This window comes from Burkholderia sp. BCC1977 (genome assembly GCF_905339595.1).
Taxonomy (GTDB): domain Bacteria; phylum Pseudomonadota; class Gammaproteobacteria; order Burkholderiales; family Burkholderiaceae; genus Burkholderia.
Genome location: NZ_CAJPGQ010000020.1, coordinates 84,979 through 101,897 on the forward strand (window position 1 = coordinate 84,979; position 16,919 = coordinate 101,897).

Genomic DNA, 16,919 nt, shown 5'->3' on the forward strand with positions numbered 1-16,919 from the left:
AAACCAGCGACGGTCGGCCGATGAGGCCAGGGATCAGGCGGCTCGTCGCCGCATTGCCGTGGGTGGTGGCGGGCGGGTTCGCGACGGCGCTGACGCTCGTCGCGCTCGCGCCGGCCGCGTGGATCGCGCCGCAGTTCGCGCGCGCGACCGGCGGGCACGTGAATCTCGTCGATCCGGACGGATCGCTGTGGCACGGTTCGGGCACGCTGATGCTCGCCGCGGGCGCGGATCAGAGCGCGGCGACGCTGCTGCCGGGCCGGGTCGAATGGACCACGGGCTTCTGGCCGCTCCTGGTCGGGCGCGTGCGGATGCGCATGCGGCAGACCGAGGCGATGCCCGACGCCGTCACGCTCGACGCGACGTGGCGCGGCGCGGTGCTGTCGGCGGGCGCGATGGCCGTGCCCGCGTCGCTGCTCGCCGGGCTCGGCACGCCGTTCAACACACTCGACCTGCAGGGTGACGTGCGGCTCGGCTGGACCGACTGGCGGATGATCGGCAACAACGCGTTCGGCCAGTTGACGGTGACGATCGATTCGATGAGCTCGCGCGTGTCGCGCGTGAAGCCGCTCGGGTCGTACCGTGCGGTGCTGCAGGCGAAGGGCGCGGGCGCCGATCTCGACCTGTCGACGACGCAGGGCCCGCTGTTCCTCGACGGGCACGGCAGCTTCGGGCCCGGCCAGGGTTCGTTTCGCGGTACCGCGCATGCGGCGCCCGAGCAGCAGGCGAACCTCGCGGGGCTGCTGAACCTGCTCGGCCATCCGATCGGCGACAACCAGGTGTCGCTGATTTTCGGCGACGCGACGCGCTGACGCGCTCACGCGCGCGGCGCGCTCTCCCTTTCCGTCTTACTTCTGCGCGAGCGGCACGGCGGCCGACGGTGCGGTCGCGGCCGGTGCCGCCGCACCGGATGCCGGCGCCGGCGCCGCCATCTCACCCGTCTCGCGCGCCATGTCCGACGCATCCCAGCCGCCGCCGAGCGCCTTCACGAGCCCGACCGACGACACCATCCGCTGCCCGGAGATCGTCGCGAGCTTCTGCTGCGCGGTGAACGCGGTGGTCTGCGCGGTCAGCACGTTCAGGTAGGCGACCGTGCCGGCCTTGTACTGGTTCGTGACGATCGCGAGCGCGTGCTCGGCGCTGTCGACGGCCTGCCGCTGCACGTCGACTTCCTGCGCGAGGATGCGCTGCGACGCGAGGTTGTCCTCGACGTCCTGGAACGCGGTGAGCACCGCGAGGCGGTACGCGGCGACGTCCTGGTCGTAGGTCGCGCGCGCGGCATCCGTTTGCGCGGCGCGCAGGCCGGCGTCGAACAGCGTTGCCGCGAGCTGCGGGCCGACCGTCCAGAACCGCGCGGGCAGCGTGAACAGTTGCGACCACACCGAGCTCTGGAAGCCGCCGGTGGCCGACAGCGTGAGTGTCGGGAAGAACGCGGCGATCGCGACGCCGATCTGCTCGTTCGCGGCCGCCGCGCGGCGCTCGGCCGCCGCGATGTCGGGCCGGCGCTCGAGCAGCGCGGACGGCACGTCGACCGGCGTGATCGGCGGTTCCGCCGTGAGCGGGTTCGGCGGCAGCGAGAACGTCGATGCGGGTTCGCCGATCAGCGTCGCGATCGCATGCTCGTACTGCGCGCGCGCGACGCCGTTGTCGATCGACGCGGCCTGTGCGCTCTGCAGCTGCGTCTGCGCCTGGATCACGTCCGCGCGCGCGGCGACGCCCTGCGCGTACTGGTTCTGCGTGAGCTTCAACGATTCGCCGTACGACTTCACGGTGTCGTCGAGCAGCTTCTGCAGCGCGTCGGACGTGCGCAGCTGGAAGTAGGTCTGCGCGAGCAGCGCCTGCTGCGACAGCCGCGCGTTCGCGAGATCGGCCGCGGCGGCGGCCTCGCCGGCGCGCTGCGCGCTGACGCTGCGGCTCACCTTGCCCCACAGGTCGGGTTCCCAGCTCGCGTCGAGGCCGACGCTGTAGCTGTCGCTGATCGACGAGCTGCTGCTGAAACCGGACGAGCTCGACGACGTGCGCCCCGCGCGGGAACGCGTGCCCGACGCGGTCAGCCCGACGGTCGGGAAATACGCGGCGCGCGCCTCGGTGACGAGCGCGCGGGCCTGCCGGTAAGCGGCGGCCGATTGCGCGACGGTCTGGTTCGATGCGTTGAGCTTGCCGATCAGCGCGTCGAGCTGTTGATCGCCGTAGACGGTCCACCACGGGCCGCGGTCGGCCCGGTCGGCGGGCTGCGCGACCTTCCAGCCGGCCGGCGCTTCCTTGAAGGCGGCGGGGATCGACGTGTCGGGCCGGTGATAGTCGGGCCCGACGGCGCAGCCGGCGAGCAGCACGGCCGTCGCAACGGCGACGGCGGCGCTCAGCGGGCGAAGGGCGCGCGGGAGGGGGGCGTACGGCATCGTGATTTTCCTGTCTGGGTGCTGAGGCCGGCGAGCGGCGTCGCGCGATGCGGTCGTCGTGCCGCTGGCGGACAAATGGTAACTGACGGCGGGAAAGCTGCGCAGCCCTAAGGGTACGGTGCGCGGCGGCACGAATGTGTTACCGGCGCGGCCAGCCGGTTTACCGGTCATTACGGATCGCTTGCGTGCGAGACCGGCAACGAATGCACGCGGACGACGGCGGGCCGCGGGGGCGCGGCCGGCGTTCAGTCGGGACGATGGGGGCGGGGCGGTGTCAGTGGCAGCGCACGGGCACCGGGACGGCATCGGCGGCGGACCGCCATGTCGACGGCTCCGTTACCGCCGGCTGGCTCGTGCGGCGGGCGGCGCCCTTCGCGTGGCGCTGCCGGCGATGATCGAACCATGCGAACCCGAGCGCCGCGAGCGATCCGCCCGGTACCACCAGCATCGTCACGTACAGCGCGATCTTCCAGCCGCGGTGCGGCCCGGAGAACACATGATGAGCGGTATCGGTCAGGTTGCGGCGCAGCGCGCCGGCGGCATTTTTAAGGAACAGCATCGCGAACATCCTCGGGGTGCCCGGCAGCGCGGGCTTGGCGGTCAGAACATCGTCTCCGGCAGTGCAGCATGCACGTCGTAACTGGTTGACCGAAATAATATTGACTAAGCAATCATTTTTCAAGATACTGGGCGCGTTTTGACCTGAAACGCACTGTTGCTGCGCGCGCAATCGCATGAACGGCGGCCTCTACGATCCCGACACCATCGCACTGGAAACGAGCCTCGGTTACTACCTGACCAAGGCCCGGCAGGCGCTCGTCGAGCGCATGGATCGCGCACTCGAGCCGTACGACCTCACCGCGCAGCAGATCGGCGTGATCCTGCTGTTGTCGCGCGGTTATGCGCGCACGCCGTTCGAGCTGTCGCGCAAGATGTCGTACGACAGCGGTTCGATGACCCGGATGCTCGACCGCCTCGAGCGCAAGGGCCTGATCGCGCGTTCACGCAGCGAACAGGACCGCCGGGTGATCGAGCTGACGCTGACCGAACGCGGCGCCGAAGCGGCGCGCGCCCTGCCGTCGCTGATCGCGACCGCGCTGAACGCGCAACTCGCCGGCTTCTCGGCCGACGAACTCGCGACGCTCACCGGCCTGCTGCAGCGGTTCATCGCCAACGGGCCCGGCGACGCCGGCTGCCCGAAGCCCGACGAACCGGATTGCTGAGCGCGGGAGGCCCGATGTCTAGGTTAAGCATTCGCTTATTTCTCTGTCTGGGCAGAAGATGACAAGGCACGCGCTTCGTCTCTCCCCCTATCCGTTCCACCCGGCCGGGACGCGCGGTATCGCGCGCCCGTGCGTTGTGCCGGCGCGTTGCGCGCGCCGCGTCTAGGAGATTCCGATGTCCGCCACCACGGCATCCGCCGCGCCGCCTGCCGCCCAACCCGCGCCGCTCACCGGCGGGGCGCTCGCGCTCCTCACCATCGGGCTCGCGCTCGGCACCTTCATGGAAGTGCTCGACACGTCGATCGCGAACGTCGCGGTGCCGACCATCTCGGGCAGCCTCGGCGTCGCGACGAGCGAAGGCACGTGGGTGATCTCGTCGTATTCGGTCGCGTCCGCGATCGCGGTGCCGCTGACCGGCTGGCTCGCGCGGCGGGTCGGCGAGGTGCGCCTGTTCACGCTGTCGGTGCTCGCGTTCACGATCGCGTCGGCGCTGTGCGGCTTCGCGTCGAACTTCGAGACGCTGATCGCGTTCCGGCTGCTGCAGGGCCTCGTGTCGGGGCCGATGGTGCCGCTGTCGCAGACGATCCTGATGCGCAGCTACCCGCCCGCGAAGCGCGGGCTCGCGCTCGGGCTCTGGGCGATGACGGTGATCGTCGCGCCGATCTTCGGCCCGTTGCTGGGCGGCTGGATCAGCGACAACTACACATGGCCGTGGATCTTCTACATCAACCTGCCGATCGGCATCTTCTCGGCGGTCTGCGCGTACTTCCTGCTGCGCGGCCGCGAGACCAGGACGACGAAGCAGCGGATCGACGCGGTCGGCCTCGCGCTGCTCGTGATCGGCGTGTCGTGCCTGCAGATGATGCTCGACCTCGGCAAGGATCGCGACTGGTTCAATTCGGGCTTCATCGTCGCGCTCGCGCTGATCGCGGTGGTGTCGCTCGCGTTCATGCTCGTGTGGGAGGCGACCGAGAAGGAACCGGTGGTCGACCTGTCGCTGTTCAAGGACCGCAACTTCGCGCTCGGCGCGCTGATCATCTCGTTCGGCTTCATGGCGTTCTTCGGCTCGGTCGTGATCTTCCCGCTGTGGCTGCAGACGGTGATGGGCTACACGGCCGGCAAGGCCGGCCTCGCGACCGCGCCGGTCGGGCTGCTCGCGCTGGTGCTGTCGCCGCTGATCGGGCGCAACATGCACCGGCTCGACCTGCGGATGGTCGCGAGCTTCGCGTTCATCGTGTTCGCCGGCGTGTCGGTCTGGAATTCGACGTTCACGCTCGACGTGCCGTTCAACCACGTGATCCTGCCGCGGCTCGTGCAGGGGATCGGCGTCGCGTGCTTCTTCGTGCCGATGACGACGATCACGCTGTCGAGCATCTCCGACGAGCGGCTCGCGAGCGCGTCGGGGCTGTCGAACTTCCTGCGCACGCTGTCCGGCGCGATCGGCACCGCGGCCAGCTCGACGTTCTGGGAGAACGATGCGATCTACCACCACGCGCGGCTGTCGGAATCGGTGAGCGTCTACGCGCAGAACACGACCGACTACCAGGGCGCGCTCGCGCAGCTCGGGATCGTCGGGCAGACGGCCAACGCGCAGCTCAACCAGCTCGTCACGCAGCAGGGCTTCATGATGGCGACCAACGACTTCTTCCACCTGTCGGCGGGCGTGTTCATCGCGCTCGCGGCGCTCGTGTGGATCACGAAGCCGAAGAAGGGCGCGGGGCCGGCGATGGGGCACTGAACGCGCGCCCGCCCGCTGCCCGGTCCGCTCGCCGGTCCATTCTGCCGCCCGCGTCGCGGGCCTCACTCCCTCGCCCGCAATCCGCCGAAGGCCAGATCGTCGCCCGACGCGATCGGCAGCGTCGCCCGCGCGACCTCGAGCCATGCACGCGCCGCGTGCGACAGATAACCCTTCTTCAGCCAGCCGAGCGCGATCGCCCAGGTGATCTCCGGCTCGACGATCGGCCGGCACGTGAACTGCCGCGCATCGAGCCGCCGGCAGTACGGCTCCGGCAACAGCGCGATGCCGACGCCCGCGTGCACGAGCGCGGCCATGAAATCCCAGTGGCCGCTGCGGCTCACGATCGACGGCGTGAAGCCGACCTGCCGGCACGCGTCGAGCACCGCATCGTGCAGCGCGAGGCTCTCCGCGTAGAACACGAACGACTCGCGCGCCAGATCGGCGAGCGGCACGGCCGCGTGATCCTCCCAGCGCGACTCGCGCGGCGCGACCAGCCACAGCGGCGCGCGCACCATCGGCAGTCGTTCGAACGTGGCGGGATCGACCGGCTCCAGCAGCCCGCCCAGCTCGAGTTCGCCCGACATCAGCGCGGCCTCGATCATCCGCGCGCCCTGCTCGAACAGCTTCAGCTCGATGTTCGGATAACGCTGCTTGTACGCGGCGATGATCGGCGTGAACAGCGACCCGCCGAGCGGCGGAATGCCGATCGTCAGCTCGCCGCGCCCGAGCGTGCCCAGATCCTTCAGCTCCGACTGCAGCTGCGCCTGCGCGGCGAGCACGTCCTGGCCGCGCTGGAACACGATCCGCCCCGCGTCGGTCAGCACCATCTGCCGGCCGTCGCGCAGCAAGAGCGGCGAGCCGATCTCGTCCTCGAGCGCCTTCACCATCTTGCTGATGGTCGGTTGCGTGACGAACAACCGGTCGGCCGCCGCCGTGAAGCTCTGCTGGCGGACCACCTCGACGAAGTACCGCAGCGCGCGCAATTCCATCGATCACTCCCCAAGTTGGTGCGACGAACCAAGATGAATTCCGAATTGGAATGACAAGGATAGAGACAAGTCATTTTATTTATGGTTAGGGGAAACCCTATACTTGCACCATTGACAGAAATACCTGTATGGAGCCCGCCATGACCAAGCCGACCGCCACCGCCGCCGCCCGCCCCGCCGCTTCGGGCAACGTTGCGCGTACGAGCCGGATCGTGCTGCAGTCCGCCGCGCTCGGCGTGCTGTGGATGGCGGTCGACTGGGCGGTGCGCGCGGTCGGGCTGCCGGTGCCGTCCGGCGTGATCGGCCTCGCCGTGCTGCTCGCGCTGCTGTTCTCGGGCCGTGTCGCGCCCGCGTGGGTGAAGGACGGTGCGAACTGGCTGTTGTCCGACATGCTGCTGTTCTTCGTGCCGGCCGCGGTCGCGGCCGTCCAGTACGGCGGGCTGTTCCGCGAGGACGGCTGGCGCATCGCGCTGGTCATGCTCGCCGGCACCGCGTTCGTGATGGTCGCAGTGGCGGTGGCGGTCGATCTCGCCGCGAAGCTCGAGCGCCGGCTCGCCGCCCAGCGCGTGTTCGCCGAACGCCGCCGCGCACGCCTCGCCACCGCCCACTGAGCCGGAGCCTGTGATGCCCGCGCTGCTGTCGAACCTGTCCGCCGACCAGGTGAATACCGCGATCTCCGTCGGCTGCTTCGTGCTGACGGTCGTCCTGTATTTCGCGTCGAAGCGGCTCTACGCATACAAGAAGACGCTGCTGTTCTCGCCGCTCGTGTTCGTGCCGGGCGTGCTGGTGCTGCTCGTCCTGCTGACCGGCATCCCGTATTCGGTCTACTTCCGCGACACGCGCTGGCTGATGTGGCTGCTCGGCCCGGCGACGATCGCGTTCGCGGTGCCGATCTACGAGTATCGCGACCTGATCCGCCGCCACTGGCTGTCGCTGTCGGTCGGCGTCGCGGTCGGGATCGGCGCGGGCGTGTGCGGGTCGCTGCTGCTCGCGAAGCTGCTGCACCTGTCGCCCGAGCTGCAGCGCTCGCTGATGACGCGCTCGGTCTCGACCCCGTTCGCGCTCGCCGTGTCCGACAAGATCCATGCGCCGAAGGACCTCACCGCCCTCTTCGTGATCGCAACCGGCATCTGCGGGATGCTGCTCGGCGAGATCGTGCTCGCGCTGGTGCCGATGCGCACGCGGCTCGCGCGCGGCGCATTGTTCGGCGCGGCCGCCCACGGCGTGGGCACCGCGAAGGCGCGCGAGATCGGCAACGAGGAAGGCGTCGTGTCGAGCCTCACGATGATGATCGCGGGCGTCGCGATGGTGCTGATCGCGCCGCTGCTGTCGCTGCTGCCGATCTGACGATGCGCGGGCGGGCCCCCTGCCCGCCCTCTCCGTCTTCCCGCCCCGGCGATCGCCGGCCGCCGGCCACACCTCGCCCCGCCGCCCGGTTGTTTTCCCCCCGCCGTTCCAGTCGTCGCGCAACGCGCAACCTGCCCTGCATCGAGCCGACACCCGGCCGACAATCGGCTGAGATAGCCGCAATTCCCCCCTCTTTTCCGCCCATCGGGCTCGGCCCGGATGCCGAACAATGCATGCTACGAGACATCACGCACGCATTCACATGGCCTCCACGACCGCAAACCCGACCGCCGACAAGCCGGCTTCGTCCGGCAAGTTCAAGCGCATCGCGCTCATCGCCGTCATCGCGCTGGGCGCGGCCGCCGCCGCCGCGGGCGGCATGTACGTGTTCCTGAGCAAGGCAGGCGTCGGCCATGCGAGCGCGCCCGCCGAACCGGCACCGCTCGCCGCGCCGGTGTTCTTCCCGCTCGACCCGCTGACCGTCAACCTGCAGTCGGACGACGGCGGGCAGCACTATCTGCGCGTCGGCCTGTCGCTGAAGCTCACCGACCCGAAGGCGCAGGAACAGTTGACCGCGCGCATGCCGGAGATCCGCAGCCGGATCCTGCTCGCGCTGTCGAACAAGCATCCCGAGGATCTCGCGACGCCGGACGGCAAGCGTTCGCTCGCGAAGGAACTGCGGGACCTGATCGAGCAGCCGACGCAGCCGGGCAACCAGCGCGCGAAGGTCGACGACGTGCTGTTCACCGAATTCGTCGTCCAGTAACGCGGCCGGAAAAGGAGCGCGCATGGGCCACCAGGAGTTCATGTCCCAGGAGGAGGTCGACGCCCTCCTCAAGGGCGTCACGGGCGAAACCGACGCAGTCGACGAGCAGCGCGACACGTCGGGCGTCCGCCCCTACAACATCGCGACGCAGGAGCGGATCGTCCGCGGCCGGATGCCCGGCCTCGAGATCATCAACGACCGCTTCGCGCGCCTGCTGCGGATCGGCATCTTCAACTTCATGCGGCGCACGGCGGAAATCTCCGTGAGCCAGGTGAAGGTGCAGAAGTACAGCGAGTTCACCCGCAACCTGCCGATCCCGACGAACCTGAACCTGGTGCACGTGAAGCCGCTGCGCGGCACGTCGCTGTTCGTGTTCGACCCGAACCTCGTGTTCTTCGTCGTCGACAACCTGTTCGGCGGCGACGGACGCTTCCACACGCGCGTCGAGGGCCGCGACTTCACGGCCACCGAGCAGCGGATCATCGGCAAGCTGCTGAACCTCGTGTTCGAGCACTACACGACCGCGTGGAAGAGCGTGCGGCCGCTGCAGTTCGAATTCGTGCGCTCGGAGATGCACACGCAGTTCGCGAACGTCGCGACGCCGAACGAGATCGTGATCGTCACGCAGTTCTCGATCGAGTTCGGGCCGACGGGCGGCACGCTGCACATCTGCATGCCGTACTCGATGGTCGAGCCGATCCGCGACGTGCTCGCGTCGCCGATCCAGGGCGAGGCGCTCGAAGTCGACCGCCGCTGGGTGCGCGTGCTGTCGCAGCAGGTGCAGTCGGCCGAGGTCGAGCTGAGCGCGGATCTCGCCGAGGTCCCGTCGACGTTCGAGAAGATCCTGAACCTGCGCGCGGGCGACGTGCTGCCGCTGGAGATCGCGGAAACGATCACCGCGAAGGTCGACGGCGTGCCGGTGATGGAATGCGGCTACGGCATTTTCAATGGTCAATATGCGTTGCGCGTGCAGAAGATGATCAGCGCGGGCGACACGATGAAGGAAGGTGGATATGAGTGAGCTGAACCCGACGCACGAACTCGACCCGCAAGCGCTCGCCGACGCGGCGCTGGCGGAATCGGCCGCGGCCGCGCAGGCGGCACCCGCCGAGGCGGAGGAAGATCCGGGCATGGACGACTGGGCCGCCGCGCTCGCCGAGCAGAACCAGCAGCCGGTGCAGGCCGGCGCGACCGGCGCCGGCGTGTTCCAGCCGCTGTCGAAGGCCGCGGCCAGCTCGACGCACAACGACATCGAGATGATTCTCGACATCCCGGTCAAGATGACCGTGGAACTCGGCCGCACCAAGATCGCGATCCGCAACCTGCTGCAGCTCGCGCAGGGTTCGGTCGTCGAGCTCGACGGCCTCGCCGGCGAGCCGATGGACGTGCTCGTGAACGGCTGCCTGATCGCGCAGGGCGAGGTCGTGGTCGTCAACGACAAGTTCGGCATCCGGCTGACCGACATCATCACGCCGGCCGAACGTATCCGGAAGCTGAATCGGTGAACGTCGTGAAGTCCGGCCGCCGCGTGCGCCTTTTCCCGAGCGTGGCGGCGGCGATCGCTGCCGCGGCGCTTGCGTGCGCACCGGCCGGCGCCGCCGACATGAACGCGGTGAACAACGCCGGCTCGATCGCGTCGAGCGTGATGGTCGGTTCGGCCGCGCCGTCGCTCGGCGTCGGCGCGGTGCTGCAGACGCTCGTCGGGCTCGCGGTCGTGATCGGTCTCGTGTTCGGCTGCGCGTGGCTCGCGCGCCGCTTCGGCTTCCAGCCCGCGCGACGCGGCGGCCCGCTGAAGGTCGTGTCGAGCGTCGGGCTCGGCGCGAAGGAAAGCGCGACGATCGTCGAGATCGGCGACACCTGGCTCGTGCTCGGCGTCGCGCCGGGCAACGTACGGTTGCTGCATACGCTGCCGGCCGGCTCGGCGGCGGCACCGGCGCCGGCCTTGCCCGACGTTCCCGCCGGCACGGCTTCCACCGAACGCGGCCAGCCCGGCACGTTCGGCGCGCGGTTTCGCGACGCGCTCGCGGGCGAAGCCGCGAAGCGCTTCGGACGCGGCAAGGACCGCTGACATGGCGTCGCGCCCTCTTTCCGTTCCTGCATTCCGATGAAACACGAATTCCTGCGTCGCGCGGCGCGCTTCGCGCCCGTGCTGATCCTCGGCCTCGCCCCCGCGCTCGCGTGCGCGCAGGCGGCCGGCCTGCCCGCGTTCAACACGAGCCCGGGCCCGAACGGCGGCACCACCTATTCGCTGAGCGTGCAGACGATGCTGCTGCTCACGATGCTGTCGTTCCTGCCGGCGATGCTGCTGATGATGACGAGCTTCACACGCATCATCATCGTGCTGTCGCTGCTGCGCCAGGCGCTCGGCACCGCGACGACGCCGCCGAACCAGGTGCTGGTCGGCCTCGCGATGTTCCTCACCTTCTTCGTGATGTCGCCGGTGCTCGACCGCGCGTACAGCGACGGCTACAAGCCGTTCTCCGACGGCTCGATGCCGATGGAGCAGGCCGTGCAGCGCGGCGTCGCGCCGTTCAAGACCTTCATGCTGAAGCAGACCCGCGAGACCGATCTCGCGCTGTTCGCGAAGATCTCGAAGGCCGCGCCGATGCAGGGCCCGGAAGACGTGCCGCTGTCGCTGCTGGTGCCCGCGTTCGTCACCAGCGAGCTGAAGACCGGCTTCCAGATCGGCTTCACGATCTTCATCCCGTTCCTGATCATCGACATGGTCGTCGCGAGCGTGCTGATGTCGATGGGGATGATGATGGTGTCGCCGTCCACCGTGTCGCTGCCGTTCAAGCTGATGCTGTTCGTGCTGGTCGACGGCTGGCAGCTCCTGATCGGCTCGCTCGCGCAGAGCTTCACGTAAGCGGAGGAATCGCGCGATGACGCCCGAACAAGTCATGACGCTGGCGCACCAGGCGATGATGGTCGGCCTGCTGCTGGCGGCCCCGCTGCTGCTGGTCGCGCTCGCGGTCGGCCTCGTCGTGAGCCTGTTCCAGGCCGCGACGCAGATCAACGAATCGACGCTGTCGTTCATCCCGAAGCTGCTCGCGGTGGCCGCGACGCTCGTCATCGCCGGCCCGTGGATGCTGACGACGATGCTCGACTACCTGCGGCAGACGCTGCTGCACGTCGCGACGCTCGGCGCCGGCTGAGCGGCGCGCCCGGCTCCGTTCCACCGCGATGTTCTCGGTTACCTACGCGCAGCTCAACGGCTGGCTGACCGCCTTCCTGTGGCCGTTCGTGCGGATGCTCGCGCTCGTCGCGACGGCGCCCTTGGTCGGCCACGCGGCCGTGCCGGTGCGCGTGAAGATCGGCATCGCCGCGTTCATGGCGCTGGTCGTCGCGCCGACGCTCGGCGCGATGCCGGGCGTCACGGTGTTCTCCGCACAGGGCATCTGGATCGTCGTCACGCAGTTCCTGATCGGCGCCGCGATGGGCTTCACGATGCAGATCGTGTTCGCGGCCGTCGAGGCGGCCGGCGACTTCATCGGCCTGTCGATGGGGCTCGGCTTCGCGACCTTCTTCGACCCGCATTCGAACGGCGCGACGCCGGCGATGGGCCGCTTCCTGAACGCGATCGCGATGCTCGCGTTCCTCGCGGTGGACGGCCACCTGCAGGTGTTCGCGGCGCTGGCCGCGTCGTTCCAGTCGTTGCCGGTGTCGGCCGACCTGCTGCACGCGCCCGGCTGGCGCACGCTCGCCGCGTTCGGCGCGACCGTGTTCGAGATGGGGCTGCTGCTCGCGCTGCCGGTGGTCGCGGCGCTGCTGATCGCGAACCTCGCGCTCGGGATCCTGAACCGCGCGGCACCGCAGATCGGCATCTTCCAGATCGGCTTTCCGGTCACGATGCTGGTCGGGCTGTTGCTCGTGCAACTGATGATCCCGAACCTGGTGCCGTTCGTGTCGCACCTGTTCGACATGGGGCTGGATGCGATGGGGCGGGTGCTGCTCGGGTGGCGCCAGGCCGCTTGAGCCCCGGATTGCTGGAAAACCCCTAAAGGAATCGCCGAACCGCGAAAGGTAGCGGAAGGTTTCGCCTCCCTATACTCGTTATCACGATGCAGCAAGCATCGCGCCATACGAATACAACGAAGGAGACGACCCCGATGCGACCCATCCTGCGCACCCTCGCCGTTGCAGCCAGCCTGAGCTGCGCGCTCGCCGCTCACCCCGCTTTCGCCGACGACGGCGGAAAGATCACGATCATGGTCGGCGGGATCGCGAAGCTGATCTACCTGCCCGCGCGGCTCACGCAGGAGCTCGGCTACTTCAAGGCCGAAGGGCTCGACGTCGAGCTGCTGTCGCAGCCGGCCGGCGTCGACGCCGAGAACGAACTGCTGGCGGGCGCCGTGCAGGGCGTCGTCGGCTTCTACGACCATACGATCGACCTGCAGAGCAAGGGCAAGGACGTGAAGGCGATCGCCGTGTTCGGCCAGGTGCCGGGCGAGGTCGAGATGGTGTCGACCAAGGCCGCGCCCACCTTCAAGTCGATGGCCGACGCGAAAGGCAAGACGCTCGGCGTGACGGGCCTCGGCTCGTCGACGAGCTTCCTCACGCAATACCTGGCGCTGCAGCACGGCGTGCCGTCGACGCAGTACACGATGCTGCCGGTCGGCGCCGACGCGAGCTTCATCGCCGCGATCAAGCAGGGCCGCATCGACGCCGGGATGACGACCGAGCCGACGGTGTCCGCGCTCGAGAAGATGGGCGACGCGAAGGTGATGGTCGACCTGCGCACGCTGGAAGGCACGCGCGCCGCGCTCGGCGGCACCTATCCGGCCGCGAGCCTGTACGTGCAGTCGGCGTGGGCCGATTCGCACAAGGCCGAAGCCACCAGGCTCGCGCACGCGTTCGCGAAGACGATGCAGTTCATCCACACGCACAGCGCCGAGGAGATCGCCGCGAAGATGCCGGCCGACTACCAGAAGGACAAGGGCCTGTACGTGTCCGCGCTGAAGGCGTCGCTGCCGATGTACACCGCCGACGCGAAGATGCCGGCCGACGGCCCGGCGACCGTGCTGAAGGTGCTGTCGGCGTTCAACCCGTCGGTGAAGGGCAAGCACATCGACCTGGCGCGCACCTACACCAACGATTTCGTGAACGCGAAGTAATCGATCTCGGTACAGGCGCCGGCGGCGGCGATCCCGCCGCCGCGCGTTCCCCGTTCCGGCCCGGCTGACCGGCCCGGCGTCGTCACGATGCGACGCCCTCCTCACCCGCAGGACGAATGCGATGAACCAGGCAGTTTCCCCGAGCACACCGGCGATCGAGTTTCGCAATGTGTCGTGCCGCTTCATTTCGCCGGAAGGCAAGGCCACCGTCGCACTGCGCGACTTCAGCATGAGCGTCGCGCGCGGCGAGTTCATCGCGATCGTCGGGCCGACCGGCTGCGGCAAGTCGACCACGCTGAACATGATCACCGGGCTGCTCAAGCCGGTGTCGGGCGAGGTGCGCGTGATGGGCCGCCCGGTCGACGGGATCGACCCGCGCATCGGCTTCGTGTTCCAGGCCGACGCCGTGTTCCCGTGGCGCAACGTGATCGACAACGTCGCGGCAGGCCCCTTGTTTCGCGGCCGCTCGAAGGACGTCGCGTATGCGCAGGCCGAGGAATGGATCCGCAAGGTCGGCCTCGACAAGTTCACGAAGCACTACCCGCATCAACTCTCGGGCGGGATGCGCAAGCGCGTCGCGCTCGCGCAAACCTTCATCAACCAGCCGGAAATCCTGCTGATGGACGAGCCGTTCTCCGCGCTCGACATGCAGACGCGCACGCTGATGCAGGATGAGCTGCTGCAGCTCTGGTCCGCCAACAAGGGCTCGGTCGTGTTCGTCACGCACGATCTCGAGGAAGCGATCGCGCTGGCCGACCGCGTGTTCGTGCTGACCGCGCGCCCCGCGACGCTCAAGCGCGTGTACGAGATCGACCTGCCGCGCCCGCGCGTCACGTCGGAGATCCGCTACGACCCGCGCTTCATCGAGATTTCCAAGGACATCTGGCACGACCTGCGCGAAGAAGTGCAGATCGGCTGACGCATACGCCGCACGGCAAGCAATGGCAAGACACAGCAAGGACAGGAGCATGACCGACATGACGCTTCCCACTACCGCCCTCCCGGCGACGACGCTCGAGGACGACGAGCGCGCCGCGCAACGCCGGCTGCGCCGCCGGCGCAACCTGATCGTCACGCTGCGGATCGCCGTGCTCGTCATCGTGCTCGGCGGCTGGGAGCTCGCCGCCCGCCTGAAGTGGATCGATCCGTTCTTCTTCTCGATGCCGTCGCTGATCTTCGCGCAGATCCAGGACTGGTTCGTGAACGGCACGTCGCAGGGCCCGCTGCTCACGCAGGTGTGGGTCACGCTGGAGGAAACCGGGATCGGCTTCCTGATCGGCTCGGTCGCCGGCGTGATCTGCGGGATCGTGCTCGGCCGCAACAAGCTGATGGCCGACGTGTTCGGCCTGTACATCCAGATCGCGAACTCGATCCCGCGCGTCGTGCTCGGCTCGATCTTCGTGATCGCGCTGGGCCTCGGGATGGCGTCCAAGATCGCGCTGGCCGTCGTGATGGTGTTCTTCGTCGTGTTCGGCAACGCGTTCCAGGGCGTGCGCGAAGCCGACCGCTACCTGATCGCGAACGCGCAGATCCTCGGCGCGTCGCGCCGGCAGATCACCACGGCCGTCGTGATCCCGTCCGCGCTGAGCTGGATTCTCGCGAGCCTGCACGTGAGCTTCGGCTTCGCGCTGGTCGGTGCGGTCGTCGGCGAATTCCTGGGTTCCAAGCAGGGCATCGGCCTGCTAATCTCCACCGCCCAGGGTGCGTTCAACGCGAGCGGCGTGTTCGCGGCGATGATCGTGCTGGCCGTGGTCGCGCTGGCCGCCGACTACCTGCTGACCTGGGTCGAGAAGCGCTTGCTCAAGTGGCGTCCCGCCGCGTTCTGAGCAGCGCACGCATCGCATGACACACCCGAACCGCGCCGGTTGCCCCGGCGCGGTTCGGCATTGAGGAGAAGGCATGGCGCACAGCCTGCGCGGGCGGCTCTTGTGGTGGCTGCTGCTGCCGCTCGCGGCTTTCGTGCTGATCGCGGGCGCGATGTCGTACGACACCGCGCGGCGCACGGCCGGGCTCGTGCAGGACAGCGCGCTCGTCGCATCCGCGCGCACGATCGGCGAGGACGTCGAATGGCGCAACGGGCTGCCGGTCGCCGACGTGCCGCCGGCCGCGCTGGAAATCTTCGAATCGCCGTCGCGCGATTCGGTGTTCTACAAGGTGGTCGACGGCCACGACCGGCTGCTCGCGGGCAACCCGGCGCTCGCGGTGCCCGAGCGGCACGGCGTCGAGCCGACCCTGTACGACACGTCGCTTGACGGCGTGCGGCTGCGCGCGACCGCCTACGATCGCCAGCTGTACGACGAGGGGCAGATCGAGACGGTCACGGTGGTCGTCGCGAAAACGACGCGCTCGTACGACGCGATGGTCGCGACGATCTGGCGGCCGCAGCTCGTGCGCCTGTCGCTGATGCTGGTGCTCGCGATCGTGCTCGTCTACCTCGGCCTCACGCTCGAGCTGCGCCCGCTGATGAAGCTGAAGGACGATGTCGCCGACCGCGGGCCGATGGAACTGGAACCGATCCGCCCGGAACGGCTGCAGCACGAGCTGCGGCCGATCGTCGACGCGATCAACCAGTGCATCGCGCGGCTGAACACGCACACGGCCACGCAGCGCCGCTTCATCGCCGATGCCGCGCACCAGTTGCGCACGCCGATCGCGGTGCTCGACACGCAGATCCAGTACGCGCAGCAGCGCGACCATGACGATCGCGAGCTGGCGTCGGTGCTCGACAGCATGCAGCGCAGCAGCCGCAAGATGGCCGACGTGACCGACAAGCTGCTGCTGCTCGCGCATGCGGAAGCGACGCCGTCGACGCTGCTCACGCATCGCGTCGATCTCGCCGTCGTCGTATCGAGCGTGCTGGAGGAAACGATCGTGCTCGCGCAGCAGCGCGCCATCGACCTCGGCGCGGATCTCGGCGAACGGCTCGACGTCGCGGGCAGCGACAGCCTGCTGACCGCGCTGGTGATGAACCTCGTCGACAACGCGGTACGCTATACGCAGCCGGGCGGCTGCGTGACGGTCGCCGCGCGGCGCGACGGCGACGCGGTCATGCTGGAGGTGGTCGACAACGGCCCCGGCATTCCGGCCGAAGCGCGGCCGCACGTGTTCAAGCGCTTCTACCGCGTGTCGTCCGACACCGAAGGCTCGGGCCTGGGCCTCGCGATCGTCCGCGAGATCGCGCAGGCGCACGGCGGCAGCGCGTCGCTCGCGCCGGGGCCCGGCAATCGCGGTATCGTCGTGACCGTGCGGCTGCCCGCGTACGATTGAAGAGTGCCCCCAAATCCGTCGCTGCGCGCCAGGCCCCCCGAGGGGGCCAAGGAAACTTGGAGCGGCCCGGCGTTTCCTT

19 protein-coding genes are annotated in these 16,919 nt (G+C 68.9%); 16 read left to right on the plus strand and 3 right to left on the minus strand.

The window, feature by feature from the left end:
- Positions 1 to 20: 20 nt before the first annotated feature.
- The gene (locus tag U5771_RS18195; RefSeq protein ID WP_322025290.1) at positions 21 to 809 is read left to right on the plus strand and encodes a type II secretion system protein N; all 789 of its coding nucleotides are present in this window, start codon (positions 21 to 23) and stop codon (positions 807 to 809) included.
- Positions 810 to 845: 36 nt separating this feature from the next.
- Here U5771_RS18195 and U5771_RS18200 read toward each other — a convergent pair whose 3' ends face one another.
- Positions 846 to 2,396 (minus strand): efflux transporter outer membrane subunit, encoded by a 1,551-nt coding sequence (locus U5771_RS18200; RefSeq protein ID WP_322025253.1) that lies wholly within the window; start codon positions 2,394 to 2,396, stop codon positions 846 to 848.
- A gap of 274 nt (positions 2,397 to 2,670) precedes the next feature.
- Positions 2,671 to 2,955 (minus strand): multidrug ABC transporter ATPase, encoded by a 285-nt coding sequence (locus U5771_RS18205; protein ID WP_322025291.1) that lies wholly within the window; start codon positions 2,953 to 2,955, stop codon positions 2,671 to 2,673.
- A 175-nt stretch (positions 2,956 to 3,130) separates the two neighbouring features.
- On the opposite strand from U5771_RS18205, the gene U5771_RS18210 reads away from it, so the two are divergent.
- Together U5771_RS18210 and U5771_RS18215 are read left to right on the plus strand one after the other, a co-directional pair.
- Positions 3,131 to 3,619, plus strand: coding sequence for a MarR family winged helix-turn-helix transcriptional regulator (locus U5771_RS18210; protein ID WP_057927994.1), 489 nt, complete (start codon positions 3,131 to 3,133; stop codon positions 3,617 to 3,619).
- Positions 3,620 to 3,794: 175 nt separating this feature from the next.
- Positions 3,795 to 5,357, plus strand: a complete 1,563-nt coding sequence (locus tag U5771_RS18215; protein WP_322025254.1) for a DHA2 family efflux MFS transporter permease subunit — start codon at positions 3,795 to 3,797, stop codon at positions 5,355 to 5,357.
- Between the two features lie 62 nt (positions 5,358 to 5,419).
- Here U5771_RS18215 and U5771_RS18220 read toward each other — a convergent pair whose 3' ends face one another.
- Positions 5,420 to 6,346 (minus strand): LysR family transcriptional regulator, encoded by a 927-nt coding sequence (locus tag U5771_RS18220; protein ID WP_322025255.1) that lies wholly within the window; start codon positions 6,344 to 6,346, stop codon positions 5,420 to 5,422.
- A gap of 140 nt (positions 6,347 to 6,486) precedes the next feature.
- Between U5771_RS18220 and U5771_RS18225 the strand changes: the two genes are divergently transcribed.
- The 13 genes from U5771_RS18225 to U5771_RS18285 all read left to right on the plus strand — a co-directional run bounded on the left by U5771_RS18225 (position 6,487) and on the right by U5771_RS18285 (position 16,840).
- On the plus strand, positions 6,487 to 6,957 hold the full coding sequence (locus tag U5771_RS18225) for a CidA/LrgA family protein (protein ID WP_322025256.1): 471 nt from the start codon (positions 6,487 to 6,489) through the stop codon (positions 6,955 to 6,957).
- 13 nt (positions 6,958 to 6,970) lie between these two features.
- A complete protein-coding gene (locus U5771_RS18230; protein WP_322025257.1) occupies positions 6,971 to 7,693 on the plus strand; it encodes an LrgB family protein in 723 nt (240 codons plus the stop codon).
- Between the two features lie 229 nt (positions 7,694 to 7,922).
- A complete protein-coding gene (fliL, locus tag U5771_RS18235) occupies positions 7,923 to 8,459 on the plus strand; it encodes a flagellar basal body-associated protein FliL (RefSeq protein WP_322025258.1) in 537 nt (178 codons plus the stop codon).
- Positions 8,460 to 8,481: 22 nt separating this feature from the next.
- Positions 8,482 to 9,480 carry a flagellar motor switch protein FliM gene (gene fliM / locus U5771_RS18240; protein WP_322025259.1) on the plus strand — a complete coding sequence of 333 codons (999 nt, stop codon included), beginning with the start codon at positions 8,482 to 8,484 and terminating at the stop codon, positions 9,478 to 9,480.
- Complete coding sequence (fliN, locus tag U5771_RS18245) at positions 9,473 to 9,964, plus strand: flagellar motor switch protein FliN (RefSeq protein WP_322025260.1); 492 nt, start codon at positions 9,473 to 9,475, stop codon at positions 9,962 to 9,964. The genes fliM and fliN overlap by 8 nt, the downstream gene beginning before the upstream one ends.
- Positions 9,961 to 10,527, plus strand: coding sequence for a flagellar biosynthetic protein FliO (gene fliO, locus U5771_RS18250; RefSeq protein WP_322025261.1), 567 nt, complete (start codon positions 9,961 to 9,963; stop codon positions 10,525 to 10,527). Before fliN ends, fliO begins: the two co-directional genes overlap by 4 nt.
- Positions 10,528 to 10,563: 36 nt before the next feature.
- Complete coding sequence (gene fliP, locus U5771_RS18255) at positions 10,564 to 11,325, plus strand: flagellar type III secretion system pore protein FliP (protein ID WP_322025262.1); 762 nt, start codon at positions 10,564 to 10,566, stop codon at positions 11,323 to 11,325.
- 16 nt (positions 11,326 to 11,341) lie between these two features.
- Complete coding sequence (gene fliQ / locus U5771_RS18260; RefSeq protein ID WP_006750427.1) at positions 11,342 to 11,614, plus strand: flagellar biosynthesis protein FliQ; 273 nt, start codon at positions 11,342 to 11,344, stop codon at positions 11,612 to 11,614.
- A 28-nt stretch (positions 11,615 to 11,642) separates the two neighbouring features.
- Entirely contained in the window at positions 11,643 to 12,434 is a 792-nt protein-coding gene (gene fliR, locus U5771_RS18265) for a flagellar biosynthetic protein FliR (protein ID WP_322025263.1), read from the plus strand.
- A gap of 134 nt (positions 12,435 to 12,568) precedes the next feature.
- Entirely contained in the window at positions 12,569 to 13,573 is a 1,005-nt protein-coding gene (locus U5771_RS18270) for an ABC transporter substrate-binding protein (protein WP_322025264.1), read from the plus strand.
- Between the two features lie 121 nt (positions 13,574 to 13,694).
- Positions 13,695 to 14,492, plus strand: a complete 798-nt coding sequence (locus U5771_RS18275) for an ABC transporter ATP-binding protein (protein ID WP_124613176.1) — start codon at positions 13,695 to 13,697, stop codon at positions 14,490 to 14,492.
- Positions 14,493 to 14,550: 58 nt separating this feature from the next.
- Complete coding sequence (locus U5771_RS18280) at positions 14,551 to 15,399, plus strand: ABC transporter permease (protein ID WP_322025265.1); 849 nt, start codon at positions 14,551 to 14,553, stop codon at positions 15,397 to 15,399.
- Positions 15,400 to 15,472: 73 nt separating this feature from the next.
- Positions 15,473 to 16,840 (plus strand): sensor histidine kinase, encoded by a 1,368-nt coding sequence (locus U5771_RS18285; RefSeq protein WP_322025266.1) that lies wholly within the window; start codon positions 15,473 to 15,475, stop codon positions 16,838 to 16,840.
- Positions 16,841 to 16,919 lie beyond the last annotated feature (79 nt).

Bases quoted from the DNA above. Each gene is read 5' to 3' on its own strand.
- U5771_RS18195 (WP_322025290.1), top strand. From the start codon at position 21: ATGAGGCCAGGGATCAGGCGGCTCGTCGCCGCATTGCCGTGGGTGGTG.
- U5771_RS18200 (WP_322025253.1), bottom strand. From the start codon at position 2,396: ATGCCGTACGCCCCCCTCCCGCGCGCCCTTCGCCCGCTGAGCGCCGCC.
- U5771_RS18205 (WP_322025291.1), bottom strand. From the start codon at position 2,955: ATGCTGTTCCTTAAAAATGCCGCCGGCGCGCTGCGCCGCAACCTGACC.
- U5771_RS18210 (WP_057927994.1), top strand. From the start codon at position 3,131: ATGAACGGCGGCCTCTACGATCCCGACACCATCGCACTGGAAACGAGC.
- U5771_RS18215 (WP_322025254.1), top strand. From the start codon at position 3,795: ATGTCCGCCACCACGGCATCCGCCGCGCCGCCTGCCGCCCAACCCGCG.
- U5771_RS18220 (WP_322025255.1), bottom strand. From the start codon at position 6,346: ATGGAATTGCGCGCGCTGCGGTACTTCGTCGAGGTGGTCCGCCAGCAG.
- U5771_RS18225 (WP_322025256.1), top strand. From the start codon at position 6,487: ATGACCAAGCCGACCGCCACCGCCGCCGCCCGCCCCGCCGCTTCGGGC.
- U5771_RS18230 (WP_322025257.1), top strand. From the start codon at position 6,971: ATGCCCGCGCTGCTGTCGAACCTGTCCGCCGACCAGGTGAATACCGCG.
- fliL (WP_322025258.1), top strand. From the start codon at position 7,923: ATGCATGCTACGAGACATCACGCACGCATTCACATGGCCTCCACGACC.
- fliM (WP_322025259.1), top strand. From the start codon at position 8,482: ATGGGCCACCAGGAGTTCATGTCCCAGGAGGAGGTCGACGCCCTCCTC.
- fliN (WP_322025260.1), top strand. From the start codon at position 9,473: ATGAGTGAGCTGAACCCGACGCACGAACTCGACCCGCAAGCGCTCGCC.
- fliP (WP_322025262.1), top strand. From the start codon at position 10,564: ATGAAACACGAATTCCTGCGTCGCGCGGCGCGCTTCGCGCCCGTGCTG.
- fliQ (WP_006750427.1), top strand. From the start codon at position 11,342: ATGACGCCCGAACAAGTCATGACGCTGGCGCACCAGGCGATGATGGTC.
- fliR (WP_322025263.1), top strand. From the start codon at position 11,643: ATGTTCTCGGTTACCTACGCGCAGCTCAACGGCTGGCTGACCGCCTTC.
- U5771_RS18270 (WP_322025264.1), top strand. From the start codon at position 12,569: ATGCGACCCATCCTGCGCACCCTCGCCGTTGCAGCCAGCCTGAGCTGC.
- U5771_RS18275 (WP_124613176.1), top strand. From the start codon at position 13,695: ATGAACCAGGCAGTTTCCCCGAGCACACCGGCGATCGAGTTTCGCAAT.
- U5771_RS18280 (WP_322025265.1), top strand. From the start codon at position 14,551: ATGACGCTTCCCACTACCGCCCTCCCGGCGACGACGCTCGAGGACGAC.
- U5771_RS18285 (WP_322025266.1), top strand. From the start codon at position 15,473: ATGGCGCACAGCCTGCGCGGGCGGCTCTTGTGGTGGCTGCTGCTGCCG.